The 20,206-nt window shown below is 71.9% G+C and carries 17 protein-coding genes and 2 pseudogenes; 9 read left to right on the top strand and 10 right to left on the bottom strand.

What is annotated here, in order from left to right:
• Positions 1-55: 55 nt before the first annotated feature.
• Positions 56-1,597 (top strand): long-chain-fatty-acid--CoA ligase, encoded by a 1,542-nt coding sequence (locus AR3_RS03310; RefSeq protein WP_067908116.1) that lies wholly within the window; start codon positions 56-58, stop codon positions 1,595-1,597.
• A gap of 260 nt (positions 1,598-1,857) precedes the next feature.
• Here AR3_RS03310 and AR3_RS03315 read toward each other — a convergent pair whose 3' ends face one another.
• Positions 1,858-3,105, bottom strand: coding sequence for a cytochrome P450 (locus tag AR3_RS03315; protein WP_067908118.1), 1,248 nt, complete (start codon positions 3,103-3,105; stop codon positions 1,858-1,860).
• A gap of 91 nt (positions 3,106-3,196) precedes the next feature.
• On the bottom strand, positions 3,197-4,099 hold the full coding sequence (locus tag AR3_RS03320; protein WP_067908188.1) for an alpha/beta fold hydrolase: 903 nt from the start codon (positions 4,097-4,099) through the stop codon (positions 3,197-3,199).
• Positions 4,100-4,298: 199 nt separating this feature from the next.
• Between AR3_RS03320 and AR3_RS32865 the strand changes: the two are divergent.
• Positions 4,299-4,460, top strand: a pseudogene (locus tag AR3_RS32865) (transposase); the annotation flags it as partial.
• A 468-nt stretch (positions 4,461-4,928) separates the two neighbouring features.
• Here the strand turns inward: AR3_RS32865 and AR3_RS03325 are convergent.
• Both AR3_RS03325 and AR3_RS03330 read right to left on the bottom strand, forming a co-directional pair.
• Entirely contained in the window at positions 4,929-6,194 is a 1,266-nt protein-coding gene (locus AR3_RS03325; RefSeq protein ID WP_067908121.1) for a class I SAM-dependent methyltransferase, read from the bottom strand.
• 75 nt (positions 6,195-6,269) lie between these two features.
• Positions 6,270-7,637, bottom strand: coding sequence for an FAD-binding oxidoreductase (locus tag AR3_RS03330; protein ID WP_067908123.1), 1,368 nt, complete (start codon positions 7,635-7,637; stop codon positions 6,270-6,272).
• A 91-nt stretch (positions 7,638-7,728) separates the two neighbouring features.
• On the opposite strand from AR3_RS03330, the gene AR3_RS03335 reads away from it, so the two are divergent.
• Positions 7,729-8,277, top strand: a complete 549-nt coding sequence (locus AR3_RS03335) for a pyridoxamine 5'-phosphate oxidase family protein (protein WP_067908126.1) — start codon at positions 7,729-7,731, stop codon at positions 8,275-8,277.
• Positions 8,278-8,424: 147 nt separating this feature from the next.
• On the opposite strand, the gene AR3_RS03340 is transcribed toward AR3_RS03335, so the two are convergent.
• A complete protein-coding gene (locus tag AR3_RS03340; RefSeq protein WP_067908129.1) occupies positions 8,425-8,937 on the bottom strand; it encodes a DUF1707 and DUF4870 domain-containing protein in 513 nt (170 codons plus the stop codon).
• A gap of 92 nt (positions 8,938-9,029) precedes the next feature.
• Positions 9,030-9,680: a polysaccharide deacetylase family protein gene (locus tag AR3_RS03345; RefSeq protein WP_083950894.1), complete on the bottom strand. Its 651-nt coding sequence runs from the start codon at positions 9,678-9,680 to the stop codon at positions 9,030-9,032.
• A gap of 380 nt (positions 9,681-10,060) precedes the next feature.
• On the opposite strand from AR3_RS03345, the gene AR3_RS03350 reads away from it, so the two are divergent.
• Both AR3_RS03350 and AR3_RS31970 read left to right on the top strand, forming a co-directional pair.
• Positions 10,061-10,429, top strand: a complete 369-nt coding sequence (locus tag AR3_RS03350; protein ID WP_067908132.1) for a hypothetical protein — start codon at positions 10,061-10,063, stop codon at positions 10,427-10,429.
• Between the two features lie 225 nt (positions 10,430-10,654).
• Positions 10,655-10,772, top strand: a pseudogene (locus AR3_RS31970) (IS5/IS1182 family transposase); the annotation flags it as partial.
• A 377-nt stretch (positions 10,773-11,149) separates the two neighbouring features.
• Here AR3_RS31970 and AR3_RS03355 read toward each other — a convergent pair.
• The 3 genes from AR3_RS03355 to AR3_RS03365 form a co-directional block, all read right to left on the bottom strand.
• Positions 11,150-11,425: a GlsB/YeaQ/YmgE family stress response membrane protein gene (locus AR3_RS03355; protein ID WP_067908135.1), complete on the bottom strand. Its 276-nt coding sequence runs from the start codon at positions 11,423-11,425 to the stop codon at positions 11,150-11,152.
• Positions 11,426-12,030: 605 nt separating this feature from the next.
• Positions 12,031-13,053, bottom strand: a complete 1,023-nt coding sequence (locus AR3_RS03360) for a DUF4192 domain-containing protein (RefSeq protein WP_067908138.1) — start codon at positions 13,051-13,053, stop codon at positions 12,031-12,033.
• A 70-nt stretch (positions 13,054-13,123) separates the two neighbouring features.
• A complete protein-coding gene (locus tag AR3_RS03365; protein WP_067908141.1) occupies positions 13,124-13,621 on the bottom strand; it encodes a phosphoribosyltransferase in 498 nt (165 codons plus the stop codon).
• Between the two features lie 114 nt (positions 13,622-13,735).
• Here AR3_RS03365 and AR3_RS03370 point away from each other — a divergent pair, with 114 nt between their 5' ends.
• The 4 genes from AR3_RS03370 to AR3_RS03385 all read left to right on the top strand — a co-directional run bounded on the left by AR3_RS03370 (position 13,736) and on the right by AR3_RS03385 (position 18,778).
• Complete coding sequence (locus tag AR3_RS03370; RefSeq protein ID WP_067908191.1) at positions 13,736-15,871, top strand: ATP-dependent DNA helicase; 2,136 nt, start codon at positions 13,736-13,738, stop codon at positions 15,869-15,871.
• Positions 15,872-16,103: 232 nt separating this feature from the next.
• On the top strand, positions 16,104-16,997 hold the full coding sequence (locus AR3_RS03375; protein WP_169803778.1) for an IclR family transcriptional regulator: 894 nt from the start codon (positions 16,104-16,106) through the stop codon (positions 16,995-16,997).
• Between the two features lie 135 nt (positions 16,998-17,132).
• Positions 17,133-18,152, top strand: coding sequence for a sugar kinase (locus tag AR3_RS03380; RefSeq protein ID WP_083950896.1), 1,020 nt, complete (start codon positions 17,133-17,135; stop codon positions 18,150-18,152).
• The gene (locus tag AR3_RS03385) at positions 18,149-18,778 is read left to right on the top strand and encodes a bifunctional 4-hydroxy-2-oxoglutarate aldolase/2-dehydro-3-deoxy-phosphogluconate aldolase (protein ID WP_067908150.1); all 630 of its coding nucleotides are present in this window, start codon (positions 18,149-18,151) and stop codon (positions 18,776-18,778) included. The genes AR3_RS03380 and AR3_RS03385 overlap by 4 nt, the downstream gene beginning before the upstream one ends.
• Before the next feature lie 93 nt (positions 18,779-18,871).
• Here the strand turns inward: AR3_RS03385 and AR3_RS03390 are convergent, their stop codons facing one another.
• Positions 18,872-20,098, bottom strand: coding sequence for a pyridoxal phosphate-dependent aminotransferase (locus AR3_RS03390; RefSeq protein WP_067908153.1), 1,227 nt, complete (start codon positions 20,096-20,098; stop codon positions 18,872-18,874).
• Positions 20,099-20,206 lie beyond the last annotated feature (108 nt).

The raw sequence follows: 20,206 nt of genomic DNA on the forward strand, positions 1-20,206 counted from the left end.
ACCGTTCCTACACTCATCGGTAACAACCGGCTGGTGACGCCCGGCGAGGAGTGCCATGCTCAATCTCTCGGTCCTGCTGGAGGACGCCGCTCGCAAGTCGCCCGACCGCGACGCCGTCGTCTTCGGCGACATGCGGCTGTCGTACGCGACGATCGACACCATCGCCAACCAGGTGGCGAACCTGCTGCGCTCGCGCGGGATCGGCCCGGGGGACAAGGTCGCGCTGTCGTGCCCCAACGTGCCGTACTTCCCGATGGTGTACTTCGGGATCCTCAAGGCGGGCGCCGCGGTCGTCCCGCTGAACGTGCTCCTCAAGCCGCGCGAGATCGCCTACCACCTCGACGACTCGGGCGCCAAGGCGCTGTTCGCGTTCGAGGGCACCCCCGAGCTGCCGCTCGGCGAGATGGGCCACGCCGGGTTCCAGCAGGCCGACGGCTGCGAGCACCTGTTCCTCATGACGGTCGACCCGGGGGCCGCCGAGTCGCCGTTCGAGGACGCCGAGCTGTTCTGGCCCGCCGTCGGGGCGCAGCCGAGCGCCTTCGAGTCCGCGCGGACGTCCGCCGAGGACACCGCGGTCATCCTCTACACCAGCGGCACCACCGGCCGGCCCAAGGGCGCCGAGCTGACCCACAGCAACATGCTGATGAACGCGCTGGTGTCGGACATGATGTTCGACCGCACCGCCCACGACGTGTCGCTGGTGACGCTGCCGATGTTCCACGCCTTCGGGCAGTCGTGCGTGATGAACGTGGGCATCCGGCGGCGCGCCACGCTGGTGCTGCAGCCGCGGTTCGAGGCGGCCGAGGCGCTGCGCCTCATGGCCAAGGAGAAGGTCACGATCTTCGCGGGCGTCCCGACCATGTACTGGGCCCTGCTGTCCGACCAGGGCACGGTGCCTCCCGAGGACGTCGCCCGGCACCTGCACACCTGCGTGTCCGGCGGGGCGTCGTTGCCGCTGGAGGTGCTCAAGGGCTTCGAGGCCAAGTTCGGCGTCAAGATCCTCGAGGGCTACGGGCTGTCGGAGACCTCGCCGGTGGTCTCGTTCAACCAGGCGGACGTGGGCCTCAAGCCCGGTTCGATCGGCACGCCGATCTGGGGCGTGGAGATGAAGCTGATCGACGACGACTGGAAGACGATCGAGGGCGAGGGTCCCGGCGAGATCGCCGTGCGCGGCCACAACGTGATGAAGGGCTACCTCGGCCGTCCGGACGCGACCGCGGAGGCCATCCGGGACGGCTGGTTCCGCACCGGCGACATCGCCCGCCGCGACGAGGACGGCTTCTACTACATCATCGACCGCTCCAAGGACATGATCATCCGCGGCGGCTTCAACGTGTACCCGCGGGAGGTCGAGGAGGTCCTCATGACCCACCCGCAGGTCTCGCTGGCCGCGGTGGTGGGCGTGCCGCACGACACCCACGGCGAGGAGATCAAGGCGTACGTGATCCGCACCCCGGACGCCACCCTCACCGAGGACGAGCTGATCGCCTGGGCCAAGGAGCAGCTCGCCGCGTACAAGTACCCGCGCATCGTGGAGTTCCGCGACGAGCTCCCCATGACCGCCACCGGCAAGATCCTCAAGCGCGAACTGCGCTGACCCGGACCGCCTCGGACGCGCGCCCGCGCCGCCCGTCCTCCGCGGCGGCCGCGGCGAAGCTCCCGCCCGCGAGCCGGACGACCGGTTCGCGGGCGGTGCGCGTGGAAAGGGTGGTCCCCACGACCTCGTCAGCCGGCTCATCTGCCGGCGCGACGGGTCCCCTAACGAGACCGGCACGGCGCGCCCTGCACAACGCCCGGCCGCGCCGTCGGCCGCCTGCCGGGTCCGCTCCGCGACGCGGAGACCGGGGCGGACCGGGGTCAGAACGTGTAGGGCAGGCGTTTGATTCCGTTGATGAAGCTCGATTCGAGGCGGTCGGGTTCACCGTCGGCCCTGATGCCGGGCAGGCGGCTCAGCAGCTGGCGGAACATCACGGCGATCTCGCGGCGGGCCAGGTGGGCGCCCAGGCAGAAGTGCGGGCCCGGACCGCCGAAGCCGACGTGCGGGTTGGGGTCGCGCAGGATGTCGAACCGCTCGGGGTCGGTGAAGACGGTCTCGTCCCGGTTGGCCGACCAGTAGTAGAGCAGCAGCTTGTCGCCTTCCTTGACCTCGTGTCCGGCGAGAGTGGTGTCGCGGGTGGCGGTGCGCCGCATCCACACCACCGGCGACACGTACCGCACGATCTCCTCGACGGCGCCGCCGATGCGCCCCTCGAAGTCCTCGACGAGCAGGGCCCGCTGGTCGGGGTGCCGGGTGAGCAGGTCGAGGCCGTGCGCGATCGCGTTGCGCGTGGTCTCGTTGCCGGCGACCACGAGCAGGATGAAGAACGAGCCGAGTTCCTGGTCGCTGAGCGACTCGCCGTCGATGTTCGCGTTGACGAGCGCGGACGTCAGGTCGTCGGTGGGCTCGGCACGGCGGCGGCGGGCCAGCTCCTCGACGAGGTCCTTGAGGGTCTGGCCGGCCTCCATGAGCCGCAGCGCGGTCCGTTCGGGGTCGCCCGACGGCAGGAACTCCGGGTCGTTGCCCGCCAGGATCACGTTGGTGGCGTCCAGGACGGCGGCGTGGTGCTCGGGGCCGATGCCCATCATGTCGCAGATGATCGTCAGCGGGAGCCGGGCGGCGACGTCGGCGACGAAGTCGCCGGTGCCGCGGCCCGCCGCCACCTCGTCCACCAGGCCGGCGGCGACGCGTTCCACCTTGTCCTCGAACCGCTGGACCATGCGCGGCGAGAACGCGCGGGACACGATGCGGCGCAGCCGGGCGTGCCGCGGATCGTCCATGTTGATCATGGAGCCGAAGTACTCGTGCAGGTCGCCCGGCATGTCGGGGATGTTGGTGGCGCCGCGTCCCGAGCAGAAGTCCTGGGGCCGCCGGGACGCCTCCAGCACCTCGGCGTGCCGGGTGAGCGCGTAGTAGCCGGGGCCGCGCGGGACGATCTTCACGTCCGGCTCCTCGAACCGGACCAGGCCGGGATGCCGGCGCAGCGCCGCGAACGCCTCGTGCCGGTGCTCCAGCGGACGCCGCCAGAAGTCCCTGTCCGTCAGGTTGATGTCCTCGACCTTGAGCATCGCGCCATCCGAGTCCCAGAACGCCATTCGGTTTACACACAGACTGGCAAAGTAAAGCGCCGACGGGGGAGACTCGGCGGCGTGACACGCGTCACATGTCCTGTCGGTCGTCGACGAGCCAGTCGAGGACGAGGCGGTCGACCTCGGCGGGCCGCTCCAGGTGCAGGAAGTGCCCCGCACCGGGGACGATCTGGGCCCGGGAACCGCGCGGCAGGCAGGCGAGGACGGCGGAGGCGTCCCCGTTCGGGAAGAACGCGTCCACGCCCAGGCAGCCGTCGTCGGCGCCGTGCAGGTAGAGCAGCGGCCGTTCGCCGACCGCCGAGACCGCGTCCTGCTGCGCGGCGTACCGGTCGGCATGCGCGGAGGGGTCCATGAGGGCGCGGTAGTAGCCGAGGGCGGCGGCGAGGTTGTCGGGCGCGGCCAGGCAGTCCATGACATGGGCGACGTCCGCCGTCGCGTCGTATCCCGGCGACCAGTCGCGCCACAGTCCGGCGACGAACGCCTCGTTCACCGCCGCTTCGGCGAACGGCGTCTGGAACAGGAAGATGTAGAACGAGCGTTTGAGCTGCTCGTACTCAAAGAACGAGCTCATCAGCGACGTCATCGGCGGCACCGCCAGCGCGACCGCGCGGCGCCACCGCTCGGGGGCGTACGCGACGGCGCCGTAGACGGCGAGCGCACCCCAGTCGTGCCCGATGAGCACCGCGTCGGGGCCGCCGCCGAACGCCTCGTGCAGCGCCACGGCGTCGGCGACCAGCGCGCCCGCCTGGCACGCGCCGTCGTCGGGCACCGCGGTGGGCGCGTAGCCGCGCATGAACGGCGCGACGGCGTGGTACCCGGCCTCGGCCAGTTCGGGAAGCAGATGCCGCCACGTGTGCGCCGAGTCGGGGAAGCCGTGCAGGCACAGCGCGAGCGGCCCGTCCTCCGGCCCCGCCTCCAGGTAACCGAACCGCAGTCCGTTCGCCTCGACGGTCCCCGCGCGCACGTCGTCCACCACGGCTCCTCCCTTCGCTCCGTGCCCGCGACGTTACTCCGCCTCGCATCAACGCGCCGCCGCTCATACGGCCGCCGCCTATCCGACCGCGTGCACGAATCAAGAAACACCCGACCGCCATGCAGCGCACACACTCTGCGAAGGTGCGACAGCGCCGAACGACAACGAGTACACGGAATCGACCGCACCCCCGGCACGTCCTCCGGAGGAGGCCGGGGCGACCGTCCAAGTGGACCAGAGGCAGCTCATCGATGGGATCCGCCGGCGGGTGCGCACCGGGGCGCCGTGGCGGGACGTACCCGCCTGCTACGGATCCTGGCAGGCGGTCAACGGGCTGCTTCGCCGCTGGCAGCGTGAAGGCGTCTGGCGCGCATCCTGGCCGCCCCGCAGGCTCGGCCGACGCGGCCGGGCTGATCGGCCGGCAGGTGGGCGTCGATTCCACCGTCATGTGCGGCGCACCAGCACGCCGCCGGGGTCCGGGCGGCACGGTGCGCTGCAGCGCGAGCCGCCCGGCGGCACGGCTGCCGAGCCGGTCGACCACGCGCTAACGCCCGTTCGGGTGCGGCACAGCGGCGTTGGGGGCACGGCTCCACCTCCGACAGCCACGTATTGCCGGCCACTGTCGTGCTTACAGCCTCGATTCATTTCGAACGCGAGCACCTGCCTGGCCACGTGCTGCCGGGCCGACGGCGCCGCAGTCATCCAGCCCGTGCCGACCTCTGATATCGGGAGGCTCGCTGTGCTCAGCGGGGTGCGGGCGCGCTCTTATGGCGAACGGGCTTCCCCGAGGACGTGCCCCGGGAAAGCCCGTTCGTCGTACGGGTGGAGGTCACGCGCCCCAGTCGGGACGCAGCGGCATGTGGGAGTTGCCGTTGCGGTCGAGCTTCACGCCCAGCGTCTGGTGCAGCTGGATCCAGTTGCGCTCGAAGCCGATGACGCAGCCGGCCATGTAGACCCGCCACACACGCGCGGTGCCCTCGCCGACTTCGGCGACGGCCTCGTCCCAGTGCGCGTCCAGGTTGCGGCACCAGGCCCGGAGGGTGCGGGCGTAATGCTCGCGGAGGTTCTCCTGGTGCCGGATCTCGAACCCCGCGTCGTTCATCTTCGACTGGATGTAGCCGGGGCCTTCGAGCTCCCCGTCGGGGAAGACGTACCGGTTGATGAACCCGCCCGGCTTCATCGGGGGGGCCATGTTGTCGGGCCGGGTGATGGTGTGGTTCAGCATCCGCCCGCCCGGCACCAGCTTGTCGTACAGGAAGGAGAAGTACGACGGCAGGTTGGCCTTGCCGATGTGCTCGGTGAGGCCGATCGAGCTGATGGCGTCGAACCCGGTCTCCTCCACGTCCCGGTAGTCCAGGTGACGCACCTCCGCCAGCTCCGACAGGCCGCGGTCGGCGATGGCCTTCTGCGCCCACTCGGCCTGCTGCTTGGACAGGGTGACGCCCAGCGCCTTGACCCCGTACTCCTTGGCGGCGTGCATCACCATGCCGCCCCAGCCGCAGCCCACGTCCAGCAGCCGCATGCCCGGCCGCAGCCCGAGCTTCTTGGCGACCAGGTCGTGCTTGTAACGCTGCGCCTCCTCCAGGGTGGCGTCCTCCCGGGGGTAGCACGCGCACGTGTAGGCCATGGACGGCCCCAGCACCCACTCGTAGAAGGTGTTGGACACGTCGTAGTGGTGGGAGATGGCCTTCGCGTCACGCCGCTTGGAGTGGCGCAGCCAGGACGGCACCCGGCTGAACGGCGCCTCCTGGGGCGGCGGCGGCAGACGACGGCTGACCGCTCCCCGCAGCAGCGGGTTGCGCAGCACCTCACTGAGGACGCGGAGCTTGTCGCCCCAGGACACCTCCCCCAGGGCCTGCTGCATCGTCGACAGCGCGGTGTACATGTCGCCGTGCACGTTGAGGTGCCCGCTGACGTACGCCCGGGCCAGCCCAAGAGAGCCCGGCGAGTGCACCAGGTAGGACACCGCGTACGGAGAACGCACCTCCAGCCGGATGTCGGCTCCGGGGGTGCCCGCCCGCGATCCGTCGTACGCGACGAACTCCACTGGCGCGTCAGGCCCGACGAGCTCCTCGAAGACCCTGGCCAGCGTCATGTTCTTCCTCCTGTCTCTCCGCCCCGAGCCGGGCCGAGCCCCGGCGTGGCCGGGGCGTCCCCCCGGTGGCGCGGCTCAGCGCCCGCGAACGCACTTGTCGTAGAGGTCCAGCAGGCGCTTGTCGGGGTCGTACGTCTCCTTGAGCCGTCGGTAGGTCTCCCCGTCGTAGTGCCGCCAGAACTCGTCACGGCTGTAAAAAGCAGTCGAGTACAGGGACTTATGCCCGTCAAGCGCGGCGACCTTACGCTCGATGAGCCGGTTGTGGTACTCGGGGATCTTCCCCGGGGGCAGCCGGACCGTCCCCCAGAAACCGACGTTGACGTACGTGCGGCCGGGCTCCAGCGGATACAGCGGCCAGCGGTCGCGTGCGCGCAGCGGGCACAGCCACACGGGGCTCATGCCCACCTTCTCGTGGAAGAAGTCCAGGAACTCCGGCAGCCGCTCCACCGGCACCTCGATGTCCTGGATGACGTCCTCGCGGGGACGCTGCCCCCGCCACCGGTCGATGCGGGCGACGATGCCGAAGCGGCGGTCGTAGGCCACCAGCTTGCGGTAGACGTCCGACCGCTTGGCCTTGTCCGGCCACACGCGGCGCACCAGCGGATGCTGGACGCCGAACGCGCGCGAGCACCAGAACCAGTCGGTGTCCCACCGCCAGATGTAGTCGCGCACCGTCAGGAAGTCGACCGACCGCTGCTGAATGGACCGGTAGTAGATCTTCTGGCCGGTGTAGTCGGACGTGTAGGGCGCGCTGTCGGCGAACGACCCGACCGTCAGGTACACCTCCTTCGGGCCGAACACCGTGCCGTCGAGGAAGTCGACCGGCTCGCCCTCGTACTCGCCCGCCTCGGTCAGCTCGGCGATGGCCCGCGCGCACGCCTCCGCCGACCCGTACCGCAGGTGCCGCAGCCGCACGAACGGCTTGACGGGGATCAGCTCGATCTTCAGCCGCAGGGTGTAGCCGAGCGTCCCGTAGGAGTTGGGGAAGCCGTAGAACAGGTCGGCGTGCTCGTTGTCGCGGGTGGCCGTGACGACGCGGCCGTCCCCGGTCAGCACCTGCATCTCCAGCACCGCCTCGTGCGGCAGGCCGAGCCGGAACGACGTCGACTCGATGCCGAGGCCGGTGACCGCGCCGCCCAGCGTGATCGTCTTGAGCTGCGGCACCACCGTGGGCATCAGCCCGTACGGCAGGGTCGCGTCCACCAGGGTCTCGTAGGTCGTCATGCCCTGCACGTCGGCGGTGCGCGCCTCCGGGTCGACGTGCAGCACCTTGTCGAACCCCGACACGTCCAGGCCCGGCGCCCGTGACGGCTCCCGCCAGCGGAACAGGTTCGAGGTCTTCTTCGCCAGCCGCACCGGCGTCCCCTTCGGAATCGCCTCATAGGACCGGCGCAGGGCCTCCACGGCGCGCTGATGGTCGTCTCTGATCGCAAGCTCGGTCATCTGCCCTCCCCCACGCACACAGTAAATCGATCATCCCATGTATCGTCCACATATCCGGGTGGTTCGCGTCATCACGGGGAAGAGTGGGAGGGTGGGAAGAATCTACGAGCGCCTGGACGAGCGCTTGCGGGCGTTCATCGCCGAACAGCCGATGTACTTCGTGGCCACCGCCCCCGCGAACGGTCACGTCAACGTCTCCCCCAAGGGATACGCCGACACCTTCGCGGTGTTGGACGACCACACCGTCGGCTACCTCGACCTGACCGGCTCGGGCGCCGAGACCATCGCCCACCTGCGTGAGAACGGCCGCATCACGATCATGTTCTGTTCGTTCGGCCGCACCCCGAAGGTGCTGCGGCTGTACGGCACCGGACGCGTCGTCACCCCCGGCTCCCCCGACTGGCCGGAATTGGCCCGCCGCTTCCCCGTCGACACCCCGGGCAGCCGCGCCATCATCGTCGTCGCCGTCGACCGCATCGCCGACTCGTGCGGTTACGCCGTCCCCTACATGGAACTGGCCGGCGAGCGCGGAATGCTCAAAGAATGGGCCGGCCGCAAGTCCCCCGAACAGATGCGCGCCTACCACGCCGAGAGGAACGCCACGAGCATCGACGGCCTCCCCGCCCTCGACGGCCTCTAGCCCCGCCAGGCAGACGTCAGACCGCGCGACTCGCGCGGGCGGCACCCCGGCAGAACCAGTCGTGCACACTCGCCGACGGGCATGCCACAGCGCAGCCGGGCGCCGCGCGAGCGTTCAGGGACGGGCCCGGCGCGCGGCGAGGCCGCCCTATCGGACGAGCCGAAGGATCCACGGGTAGCGGAACGGCTGCCCCACCAGCGCGTAGACGGCGGCGACGCCCGCCACGATCCAGGTGATGCTGTAGAGCACCGCGCCGATGCCGAACGTCAGAATGGTCACCCCCAGCACGGTCAGCTGGAAGTTGACCGCCTCGGCCGCGTGCCGCCGCACGTACGGCGACTTCTTCCCGTAGACCAGCATCAGCACGAGCGGCACGACGAACAGCGTGAAGAACCCGCCGAAGTGCGCGGCCGCCGCCACGAGCCGCTCCTCACCGGTCGGCTCGCCCTCCTCCGCCTCGGGGGCCGGACCAGGCGAAAGGTCGCGCGTCACCGCCGCCAGATCGCTCCGCGTCTTGGCCGTCAGGGCCAAGTGCATGCGCATGTCGAACTCGGCGTGGTCCAGGCGTCCCTCGGCGTAGGCGTCCTGAAGACGCGCGATGACCGGCTCGCGCTCCGCGTCCGACACCCGCAGGTGCCCGGTGGCGTGACTGATCTCCATGCCTTCATCGTCGGCGCGGCTCCGCCGCCCCGCATCGGGGACGACCCCTGAGCCGACCCTGAGTTCCTCCCCGGAGCCAGGAGGGGACGACGTCACCGCGAGCCGGCCGTCTCCCCGTCCCGATCATGCTCGTCGGACAGTTCGACGTACTCCTCGCCCGGTGTCAGCGGCCTGCCGAACAGCTGGGACACGGTCACGAAGGTATAGCCGTCGGCCCGGAGCCGCTCGATGATGGGCGACACGGCCTCGACCGTCGTCCCGTGGATGTCGTGCAGCAGCACGATCATTCCGGGACGCACCGCCTTGAGCACCCGCCGCTCGACGAGACGGGTGTCCCGGTCCCGCCAGTCGAGCGGGTCGACGGCCCACAGCACCTGCGCCAGCTTCATGCGCCTGGCGATGCCCGCGACCCTTGCGTCCGTCGACCCGTACGGCGGACGCATCAGGACGGGCGTCACGTGGGCGGCCTTGCGGATCGCGTGCTGCGTGCGCGCCAGTTCGCCTTCCACCTTCGCGACGGACGCGCGTCCCAGATCGGCGTGCGACCAGCTGTGGTTGGCCACCTCGTGGCCCTCCGCGACCTCCCGCCGGACGAGGTCGGGGTGCGTCGCCACGTTCCTGCCGATGAGGAAGAACGTCGCCTTGACGTTCTGCCGGGCCAGGATGTTCAGCAGCTTGGCGGTGCCGGGTGCCGGCCCGTCGTCGAACGTCAGCGCCACGCACTTGGCCCGTGTGCAGTCCACTCGGGGAGTCGGTGTGGGCGTGGGAGTGGGGACGCGCTCGGGCGCGCGCGGTGCGGCCTCACCGCGCAGAACCGCCACGGGCACGGACGGGCCCGCGTGTTCCGGCGTCGGTTCGAGTGCGCTGAGCCATCCGAAGAACGCCGTCACCGCGACGGCCGCGGCCGACTTCTGGATTGTGGCCGTCCAGCGTCGACCGGTCACCGAGCCCCCCGCACGCTCCCCCAACGCCGCCTACCAGGTCCGCAGTGTAAGCCGCTGCCTGCGCCGCCAGGGGGACATAGTCGCTGTGTCGGGAACCTGTTTCCTGAGAGGGTCGTTATCGTCTTACGCGTATGCGCCCCGGAGCGGTTCCGGGGCGGCTCTAGACGACGGGAACGGCGATGAGGTTCCGCGACCGCTTCGGGCTCCGCAAGAACCGCGGCGCATCCATCACCAAGCTGGACCGTGAGGCCACCGACGCCGACATCGAGGCTCTGATCGCCTTCGCGCGCAGCCGCCGAGGCGTGGAGTTCTACGTCGAGCCGGAGACGTTCGCCACCGACACCACCGCGGTGGCCGTCGCGCACGACGGCGAATGGACCCGCCGCCGCGTCGGCTCGCCGCAGGTCATCGCCAAGGTGGCCCGCGACCTGAAGCTCCCCGTGTACGACGTGCAGATCGTCGGTTATCCGGCCCGCATGCGCGCCTGGAACGAACGCAACCGCAACCGACGCATAGACCCCGGCGCCCCCGGCGAAGCCGTCTCCTGACGCCCGCCCCTAGCTCCAGCCATCTCTCACGCGCCGACGGCACACCGCCACTGGTGCTCGCGCTCACTTCCCACCTGCGCGCGAAAACCGCTGTCGCGCCCAGGTCATTCATGACAGCGGGGCCCACCCCCTACGCCGCCTCGACCTCCCGCAAGCTCGTCAAGCACGAACAGAGCGCCCGCCGCCCACCGGTGGCCACTCGACGCCCCACCCCACGCTGCTTGCTACGACCACCTGCGCGGATGGCTGCGTGTTCGTGGCTTCACACCACGTCTGGCCCGGCATCGACTCTTCGGCACGGCTGGGCCGCCACCGGTGGACCATCGAACGCACCATCGCCTGGCCGGCTCAGTGTGGAGATGACCTCCGCCGAACACGGCCGGTTCAAACGCTGGCTCATCGACGCCTTCGGCGGCGATGCCCGCGGCGCCCCCGTCATCAGGGCGCTCATGCACCGCCGAGGCCTACACCAACACCGCGCTGACAGGCCGGATGCCGCCCCGCCTGCATCGCGGTTACGAACGCAAGGCCGGCCGCTTCCTGGCCTTCACCGTCATCGCCTGCGCTCTCATCCGCCACCGCCGACTCACCCAGCGAGACGAGTTCTTCGTGGGCATCGCTTGAGGGGCGGACGGCGAGGAGCCCCCGGGCGGTCGACCCTCCCGGCGACCCCAAGCCGCCCCTCCGCCGCGCGCGTCGGACGGACGCCGCGATCGGCGGTCAGCGGCGGGCACCGCGGCGCCGCTGGAACGCGGAGACGGCGGCGACGCCGATGACCGCCAGACCGATCTGGAAGACCAGCTCGATCCAGTCGATGCCATCGGTGGTCGCGACGCCGACGTTCTGGGCGATCGCGGTGCCGATCAGGGCCGCCACGATGCCGACCGCGAGCGTCATGAGGATGCCGATGGGCTGCCGACCGGGCAGCAGCAGTCGGCCGAGCGCGCCGATGATGGCGCCGATGATAATGGCCGTGATGATTCCGGTGATGGTCACAGTCCCCAGCCTCCTTATATGAAGGACCGCTGCACCGTCTATGCCCCGCTCTGCCGCTTTACACCTTCGTGGCCACACTTCACACAGACCGCGACCTGACCAGCGCATCCAGGAGACGCAGCGAACACCGCCCATGGCCGCACCGCGCCTGGCAGCACGCCGTGAGGCACTCGATGAGCTGTATTGGCTGATCCGAGCAGTGCGGAATCGATAAATCTAAGCCGATAAAGGCAAGGCCATCGCGTTAGTTGAAGAGCATGTTCGCCGCACTGAGGACAACAGCGACGTGTCCACTGCGTTCGCAACCTCCGTGGTCAGTGCATTTGGCCTGCCCCGGACGCTCTCGAAGGGGCGTGCCGTGGCCGCGCGGTATGACAAGCCCGCCGTCCGCTGTGAGACCGGCTTCCAGGACGCAACGACTGGCCGGCCCGGTAATGAGCATGGAGGGACCGCGCATGGAGGCAGTGCGGAGCCTCATGCCCTCGCCATCGGGCTTGCCGCCGCCCGGCACGAGCCGGCCCTTGGCGAGTGGGATGGCAGCGTGGACGGGACGGGGCCGGGAGCCGGGGCGGCGGTGCGACGGTGCGGGGTCTGCAGGCGAGGGATCAGGGGTCGGGGTCGTCGGGGTCGGCATAGGCCCGGGCGAGGTCTTCGGGAGTCATGCCGAGGCGGGCCTTCGAGGGCGGGACGCCCGCGGCGATGATGTCGCGGAGCAGGGCGGCCATGGTGTAGTCGGGGTCGGCGCGGGCGGCGCGGTCCAGGGCGACGTTGGCGAGGCCGCCGTCGCCTGCGATGAAGGCGGCGAACGCCAGCAGGCAGGCGGGGGCGGGGACGTAGGGTTCCTCGACGCGGCGCAGGACGTGCCGCCAGAACTCGATGTCGGCGCCCGGGGCGGCCTCGTCGATGCGGACCCATGCTTCGTCGCGGACGCGCATGCTGGTCAGCAGGACGCCGAGCCAGGCGACGTCGTCCTCGTCGGGCGGGCGTTCACGGGACGACAGGTCGGTGAGCAGGGCGACGCCCTCCTCGACCATGCGGGAACGGATGCGGGCCGGCGACAGGCCCTCGCGAGCCCACGCCAGGAGGCGCCGTTCGGCGCGGTCGGTGGCCTCGCGCATGGCGGCGCGGACCGCGCCTTCCAGCGGCGCGACCGACCGGGCGAGGTGCTCGCGTCCGGGAAGGGCGACGTGGCCCGCGAGGACCGCCTGGGCGGCGACGGCGCTGGCGGTGATGTCGTACGGGCGGCCCTCCGGCGGGCAGCACCGGGAGTCCACGCAGGTCAGAGACCACCAGCGCCCGTCGGCCACGCGCAGCGCCTCGACCACCTCCAGGCCCTTGCCGGTCAGCTCCTCCCAGACGTCCGCGACCGCGGGCGCGACCGCGTCGGCCGGGCCGTAGCCGAGCACCAGGGCGCGCCGGAAGCCGTTGCGCGACAGGACGTCGGCGGTGCGTTCGCAGCTCACGCGGTGGGCCGGTAAGTCGAGCCGAAGGGCGCAGGTGCTGTGCGGGCCGTCGAAGCCGACCGCCACGAGGCTGTCGGCGGGATGGAATCCCAGCAGGTAGGGAACGGCGGCGATGGCGTCCTGGGGCGACCGGATGACCAGCGGCCCCGTCGTCGTGTCCGTCATGCAGTCGAGGTTCGCAGCCTCGACACGCTCGGCGACAGGCCGGTCGCGGATTGTGGACAACCGTGGCGGGTCAGGCGTCGAGGACCTGGTTCTCCCGCTGGACGACGGGCGGCAGCGTGGACCACGGGAAGTTGATCCACCGGTCGGTGCGGCGCCACACGTACTCGCACCGCACCGCGGAGCGGGGCTTCTCGTAGATGACGGCGCAGCGCACGTCGGCGACGTGGTCGGCGCAGAAGTCCCGGACCAGCTTGAGCGTGGCGCCGGTGTCGGCGACGTCGTCGGCGACCAGGACGCGGGCGCCCGACAGGTCGACGGCGTTCGGCACCGGGGGCAGCATCACGGGCATGTCGAGCCGCTGGTCGACGCCGGTGTAGAACTCCACGTTCATGACGTGCAGGTTCTTGACGTCGAGCGCGTAGCCGAGGGAGCCCGCCACGAACAGGCCGCCCCGGGCGATCGACAAGATCAGATCGGGCCGGTACCCGCTGTCGGCGACCGCCTGCGCGAGCTCGCGGCTCGCCTGCCCGAACAATTCCCAGGTCAGGACTTCTCTTTCACCAGACACGACCCCTATCTTTGCCGATCCGGACCGCTGCTCCGGCACCCGGGTGCCGTCCGGGCGGCCCCGACGGCGCGACCGGCCCACGGCACGGCGCCGGGAGGGGTAGCGTTGGGCGACGTGCCCGCCCCTGATCTCCTCTCCGAGAGCGTCACGCAAGACCGGCTTCCGGACGTCCCCACGCTGCTGGCCGCCGCCGTGGAGGCCGTCGGGGGGACGGAGCGGCCCGGCCAGGTGCGCATGGCCGAGGCGGTCGAGAAGGCCATCGCGTCCGGCGAGCACCTGGCGGCGCAGGCGGGCACGGGCACCGGGAAGTCGCTGGCCTACCTGGTGCCGGCGGTCCGGCACGCGGTCGCCAAGGGCACCACGGTGGTGGTGTCCACGGCGACGATCGCGTTGCAGCGCCAGCTCGTCGACCGGGACCTGCCGCGGCTGGCCGAGGCGCTGGCGCCGCTGCTGGGCGTGGAGCCCAGGTTCGCGATCCTCAAGGGACGCCGCAACTACCTGTGCCTGCACCGGGTGCAGACCGGCGCGCCCGAGGAACCGGAGGACGAAGGACTGTTCGACCCGCGGCGGCTGTCCGCGCTGGGCCGCCAGGTCAAGCGGCTGCACGAATGGGCCGACGAGACCGCCACCGGTGACCGCGACGAGCTGGTGCCGGGCGTGAGCGAGCAGGCGTGGCGGCAGGTGTCGGTGACCGCGCGCGAATGCCTGGGCGCGCAGCGCTGTCCGCAGGGCGCCGAATGCTTCGCCGAGCGGGCCAGGGCCGAGGCGGGCGAGGCGCACGTCGTGGTGACCAACCACGCGCTGCTGGCGATCGACGCGTTGGAGGACGTCCAGGTCCTGCCCGAGCACGACGTGGTGATCGTCGATGAGGCGCACGAGCTGGTGGACCGGGTCACGTCCGTGGCCACCGGCGAGCTGAGCGCGGGGTCCGTCGAGGCGGCCGCGCGGCGGGCCGGGCGGCTGGTGGAGGACGGCATCGCCGACCGGCTCAAGGAGGCGGGGGAAGGGCTCGGCGTCCTGCTGGACGAGATGCCGCCCGGCCGGATGGACGTGCTGTCGCCGGCGCTGGGCAACGCGCTGGCCGCGGTGCGGGACGCCGCGCACGCGTGTCTCACGGCGCTGGGCCCCGAGCGCAAGGAGAACGACGCCGGGGACATGGCGGCGCGCAAGGCCGCGCGGTCATCGCTGGAGGACGTGCACGACACGGCCGTGCGACTGCTGGACGCGTTCACCCCGGAGATCGCGTCGCGGACGGACGTGGTGTGGCTGGACAAACCGTTCGTCCAGGAAGGACGACCCCGGCGTCCGCCCTCCCTGCACGTGGCGCCGATCGGGGTGGGCGGCCTGCTGCGCGGCACGCTGTTCGACCGGCGCACCGCGATCCTGACGTCGGCGACGCTCACGCTGGGCGGGTCGTTCGATCCGCTGGCCCGGCAGTGGGGTCTGCCGCCCCTCGGCGGGAACACGACGGAGGACGCGGCGCGGCCCGAGACGGACGACGCCGCCGCTCCGGCCGCTCACACGTCGGACGGCGACGCCGCGAGGACGAAGGACGGCGACAAGATCTCCTGGTCGGCCCTGGACGCGGGTTCGCCGTTCGACCACGCCAAGGCGGGGATCCTCTACGTGGCGCGCCACCTGCCCCAGCCGGGGCGCGACGGGCTCACCGACGCCTATCTGACGGAGATCACCGAGCTGATCGAGGCGGCGGGCGGGCGGACGCTCGGGCTGTTCTCGTCCATGCGGGCGGCGCGGCAGGCCGCCGACGAGCTGAAGGACCACCTGTCGCACCCGCTGCTGTGCCAGGGCGACGACTCCACGTCCCTGCTGGTCAAGCGGTTCGCCGAGGACGAGCGCACGTGCCTGTTCGGCACGCTGTCGCTGTGGCAGGGCGTGGACGTCCCCGGCCCCTCCCTGCAGCTGGTGATCATGGATCGGATCCCGTTCCCGCGGCCGGACGATCCGGTGGCCTCGGCCCGGCAGCGGGCGGTCGCGGCGCGGGGCGGCAACGGGTTCATGGCGGTGGCCGCCACTCATGCGGCGCTGCTGCTCGCTCAGGGCGCGGGGCGCCTGCTGCGTTCGGCGAGCGACCGCGGCGTGGTGGCGATCCTCGACCCCCGTTTCGCGACGGCCCGTTACGGGTCCTTCCTGAGGGCGTCGCTGCCTCCGTTCTGGCCCACGACCGACCCGGACGTCGTCCGCAACGCGCTGCGACGTCTGGACGCGGCCGCGTCCGCCGACGCACAGTGACGGCCGACGGCCCGTACGCGGCCGTCGTCTGCCGGCACCGGTTCCCGCCAGGCCCGTGGCGCAGGACGAGGAGCAATGGCAGGTCCTGGACCGCCCTGGGCAGCGAACGCTTCGTCCCCTGTGAGCACGCGGGCGTCTCCCTGGACGGCACGCCCCGCGGATGCGGCATGCCTGGTCCTGTTGTACCGGTCGAAGCGCTCTGGTAGGAATGGACGCTGTGTCCAGACCTGAAATGGACGTTGCGCCCAAACTGCCGTCGAGGGGCGTGCCCGCGGGGGCGTCCGGGGCGCCGCGCGACGCCACCGGGACGGCCAAGGCGCTCGTCAAAGGACTGGCCCTGGTGGACCTGATCGCGGCCGACGGTCCGCTGCGGCTGACCGACCTGGTGGCGGCGACGGGGGTGCCCCGCGGCACCGTGGTGCGGCTGCTCGAGGTTCTGGTGGCGCACGGGGTGCTGCGCACCGACGCGTCCGGCCGCTACGACCTCGGCCCGCAGCTCGCGGTGTGGGGACAGGGCTTCCTCGGCCGGCTGGACGTGCGCGCCCAGGCCGAGGACCTCATGCGCGCGCTGACCGAGCAGACCCGGGAGACCTGCTTCCTGGGCGTGCGCCGCGGCTCGCAGGTGCTCTACATCGCCAAGACCGACAGCCCGCAGGCGGTGCGTCCGGCGGCCGTGGAGGGCAGCGTGAACCCGCTGCACTGCACCGCCATCGGCAAGGTTCTGCTCGCGCACTCCGCGCAGGACGTGGTCCGCGACCTGCTGGCCGGGCCGCTGGAGCGCCGCACCCCGAACACGATCACCGATCCGCGGGCGCTGGCCGCCGAGCTGGCGGCGGTGCGGGAACGCGGCTACGCGACCGACGAGATCGAGAACGAGGACGGGGTGCGGTGCGTGGCCGTCCCCGTCCGCGACCACGGCGGACAGGTCGTGGCGGCGCTGTCGGTGTCGGCGCCGGCCTACCGGTTCCCGCGCGAGGAGACGCCCGACGTGGCGCGGCGGCTGCTGGCCGCCGCGCAAACCCTCTCGGCCCGGTTGGGGTACCGGGCTCCGCGGCACGCACACGAGGAGGCCCCGTCCGGGAGCGGCACTGGTGCGGCGGCGCCCGAAGCAACAAGCGGGACGTGATGAACGGCCGCGCCGATGAACAGCCGGAGCGGGGTACGTGAGATGCAGCTGCCGCCGCCTCCCCCGATCAGATCCGCGGCGTGGTGATCCTCGCCGCGTCCGCCCAGTTCGTTCCGAGGCCCACAGGAGACCGCCATTTCCCCTCATCCCACCCCTTCCGACCAGGGAGTCCGGCGTGTCGTCGGGCTCGGCGAGTCGCTGCTGCGCCTGTCGCCGCCCGGCCACCAGCGCCTGGAACAGGCGTCCGACCTGGCCGTGCACGTCGGCGGCGCGGAGCTGAACACGCTGATCGCCGCCGCGGCGCTCGGCGTCCCGGCGGTCTGGGCGACCCGGCTGGCCGACAACCCGCTGGGCCGCCGGATCGCCGCGCACGCCGCCGCGCACGGGGTGCGCGCCGAGGTCGACTGGGACCCGTCCGCCCGCGCCCCGCTGTACTTCGTCGAGCACGGCGTGCCGCCGCGCCCCTCCGAGGTGCTGTACGACCGGTCCGGCACGGCGATGACCCGGCTGACGCCCGACGCCTTCGCCTGGAAGGACCTGGTGGCGGACGCCGGGGCGGCGCTGAGCACAGGCATCACGTGCGCGCTGGGCGAGGGGCCGGCGGCCGCGGTGACGGCCTTCTTCTGCGCCGCGCGCGAGGCGGGCGCGGTAACGGTGTTCGACGTCAACCACCGGGTGCGGCTGTGGTCGTGGGAGGAGGCCGTCCCGGTGCTGCGCGGAGTGCTCGGGCACGTCGACCTGCTGCTGGCCGGCCGCCAGGACCTGCTGCGCCTGCTGCCCGACGCCGACCCCGAGGCCGACCAGGTGGCGCTGGCGCGCCGCGCGATCGAGACCTACGGGCACCGGATGGTGGTGCTGCGGGAGACGTCCCAGCTTCCCGGACGCCGCGTCCGCACCGCCGTCACCGCCGTGACCGCGGACGAGGTGTGCGCCGGCCCCGCCTACGAGGCCGACGTGGTGGACGCCTTCGGCGCGGGCGACGCCGCCCTCGGGGTGCTGCTGGCGTCCCGGCTGGCGGGCGACGACCTGGCCACGACCGTCGACAAGGCCGCCTGGGCGGGCGCGTTCCAGCACACCCTGCCCGGCGACGTCTGCCTGGTCCGTCCGGCGGACCTGACGCGCCGGGGCGCCCCCGCCCGGAGGATCCTGCGATGATCGACGCGATCCGCGCCGCCGGAGCGGTGGCGATCCTGCGTCTGACCGACCACCGGCGCGCCGTGGCGGTCGGCACGGCCCTGTACGAGGCGGGCCTGCGCGCCATGGAGGTCACCTTCGACCATCCCGACGCCCCGGGCACGCTGCGCGCCCTGCGGGCCGAGCTGCCCGGCGACGCGCTGCTGGGCGCCGGGACGATCCGCACGCCGCGGCAGGTGGAGCGGGCGGCGGAGTGCGGGGCCCGCTACTGCGTCAGCCCGCACACCGACCCGGCGCTGATCAGAGCGGTGCTGGACGCGGGCCTGGAGCCGCTGCCCGGCGCCGGGACGGCGACCGAGGTCGCGACGGCGCTGGACGCGGGGGCGCGCCTGGTGAAGCTGTTCCCGGCCGGGCCGCTGGGCGTGCCGTACATGCGGGCGCTGCTCGGCCCGTTCCGCGGGACGGCGTTCGTCCCGACCGGCGGCATCGGCCACGAGGATGCGGGCGACTGGCTGCGGGCCGGGGCGGCCGCGGTCGGGCTCGGCTCCGACCTGGTGCCGTCGGCACCGGACGACATCTCCCGGATCGCGGCGCGGGCGACGCGGGTGGCGGAGCAGGTCGCGTCCGTCCGGCAGGCGACGACGTGATGGTCGCCGACGCGCACGTCCCAAGCCTGCGGCTGCGCTCACCATCGGCGTGCGATGCCGCGCCGCGCATCCGGGCGCGGGGCGGCACGCGGGTCAGCGCGGGCCCCTCTTGCGGCGGGTCTCCAGGAACTCGCCGATGCGACCCACCGCCTCCTCCAGGTCGTCGGCGTACTGGAGCGTGACAACGCGGAAGTGGTCGGGGGCGGGCCAGTTGAACCCGGTGCCCTGCACGATGAGGATCTTCTGCTGCTCCAGCAGGTCGAGGGCGAAGCGCACGTCGTCCTCGATCGGATAGACGTCCGGGTCGAGGCGGGGGAACACGTACACCGCGCCCTGCGGCCGGACGCAGCTCACCCCGGGCAGGTCGTTGAGCAGCTTCCAGGCGCGGTCGCGCTGCTCGCCCAGCCGCCCGGTCGGCAGCACCAGGTCGTCGATGCTCTGGTAGCCGCCGAGCGCGGCCTGGATGGCGTGCTGGGCGGGGACGTTCGGGCACAGCCGCATGTTGGCCAGGATGTCCAGTCCCTCGATGTAGGACTCGGCGTGCCGCTTGGGGCCCGACAGCACCACCCACCCGGACCGGAAGCCGGCGACCCGGTAGTTCTTGGACAGGCCGCTGAACGTCAGGCACAGCAGGTCGGGCGCGAGCGAGGCGATCGAGATGTGCCGGGCGCCGTCGTAGAGGATCCGGTCGTAGATCTCGTCCGCGAAGATGATCAGGTTGTGCCGGCGGGCGATCTCGACCAGGCGCTCCAGCACCTCGCGGGAGTAGACGGCGCCGGTCGGGTTGTTCGGATTGATGATCACCAGGGCCCGGGTCCGGTCGGTGATCTTGGATTCGATGTCGTCGGGGTCGGGGTTCCACCCCGCCGCCTCGTCGCAGGCGTAGTGGACGGGGGTGCCGCCGCACAGCGACACCGCCGCCGTCCACAGCGGGTAGTCGGGCGACGGGATGAGCACCTGGTCGCCGTTGTCCAGCAGCGCCTGCAGGGTCATCACGATCAGCTCGGACACGCCGTTGCCCAGGTAGACGTCCTCGACGTCCAGCCCCTGGATGCCGTGCTGCTCCTCGTAGCGCTGCACGATGGCGCGGCGGGCGGACAGGATGCCCTTGGAGTCGCTGTACCCGTGCGCCTCGGGCAGGTTGCGGATCATGTCCTGCAGCAGCTCGGGCGGCGCCTCGAAGCCGAACGGCGCGGGGTTGCCGATGTGCAGCTTGAGCACGCGGTGCCCTTGGGCCTCCAGCTCCTTGGCGCGCTTGAGCACCGGCCCCCGAATGTCGTAGCAGACGTTGGCGAGCTTCCCCGACTGGTTGACCTGCATGGACACACTGTAGCGACGGCCGGTCCCCGCCCCGCCGCCCGGGCGCGCCGATCACTCGGCCGCCGCGTCCCGGACGGCGCGGCGGGCCGCGCGGCGCGCCGGCGGCAG

It is taken from the genome of Actinomadura rubrobrunea NBRC 15275 (assembly GCF_001552235.1).
In the GTDB taxonomy this organism is placed as follows: Bacteria; Actinomycetota; Actinomycetes; order Streptosporangiales; family Streptosporangiaceae; genus Spirillospora; species Spirillospora viridilutea.

Coding starts and splice junctions, on each gene's coding strand:
- AR3_RS03385 (WP_067908150.1), top strand. CDS start 18,149: ATGATCGACGCGATCCGCGCCGCCGGAGCGGTGGCGATCCTGCGTCTG.
- AR3_RS03310 (WP_067908116.1), top strand. CDS start 56: ATGCTCAATCTCTCGGTCCTGCTGGAGGACGCCGCTCGCAAGTCGCCC.
- AR3_RS03340 (WP_067908129.1), bottom strand. CDS start 8,937: ATGGAGATCAGTCACGCCACCGGGCACCTGCGGGTGTCGGACGCGGAG.
- AR3_RS03350 (WP_067908132.1), top strand. CDS start 10,061: ATGAGGTTCCGCGACCGCTTCGGGCTCCGCAAGAACCGCGGCGCATCC.
- AR3_RS03390 (WP_067908153.1), bottom strand. CDS start 20,098: ATGCAGGTCAACCAGTCGGGGAAGCTCGCCAACGTCTGCTACGACATT.
- AR3_RS03375 (WP_169803778.1), top strand. CDS start 16,104: ATGGACGTTGCGCCCAAACTGCCGTCGAGGGGCGTGCCCGCGGGGGCG.
- AR3_RS03360 (WP_067908138.1), bottom strand. CDS start 13,053: ATGACGGACACGACGACGGGGCCGCTGGTCATCCGGTCGCCCCAGGAC.
- AR3_RS03330 (WP_067908123.1), bottom strand. CDS start 7,637: ATGACCGAGCTTGCGATCAGAGACGACCATCAGCGCGCCGTGGAGGCC.
- AR3_RS03325 (WP_067908121.1), bottom strand. CDS start 6,194: ATGACGCTGGCCAGGGTCTTCGAGGAGCTCGTCGGGCCTGACGCGCCA.
- AR3_RS03315 (WP_067908118.1), bottom strand. CDS start 3,105: ATGCTCAAGGTCGAGGACATCAACCTGACGGACAGGGACTTCTGGCGG.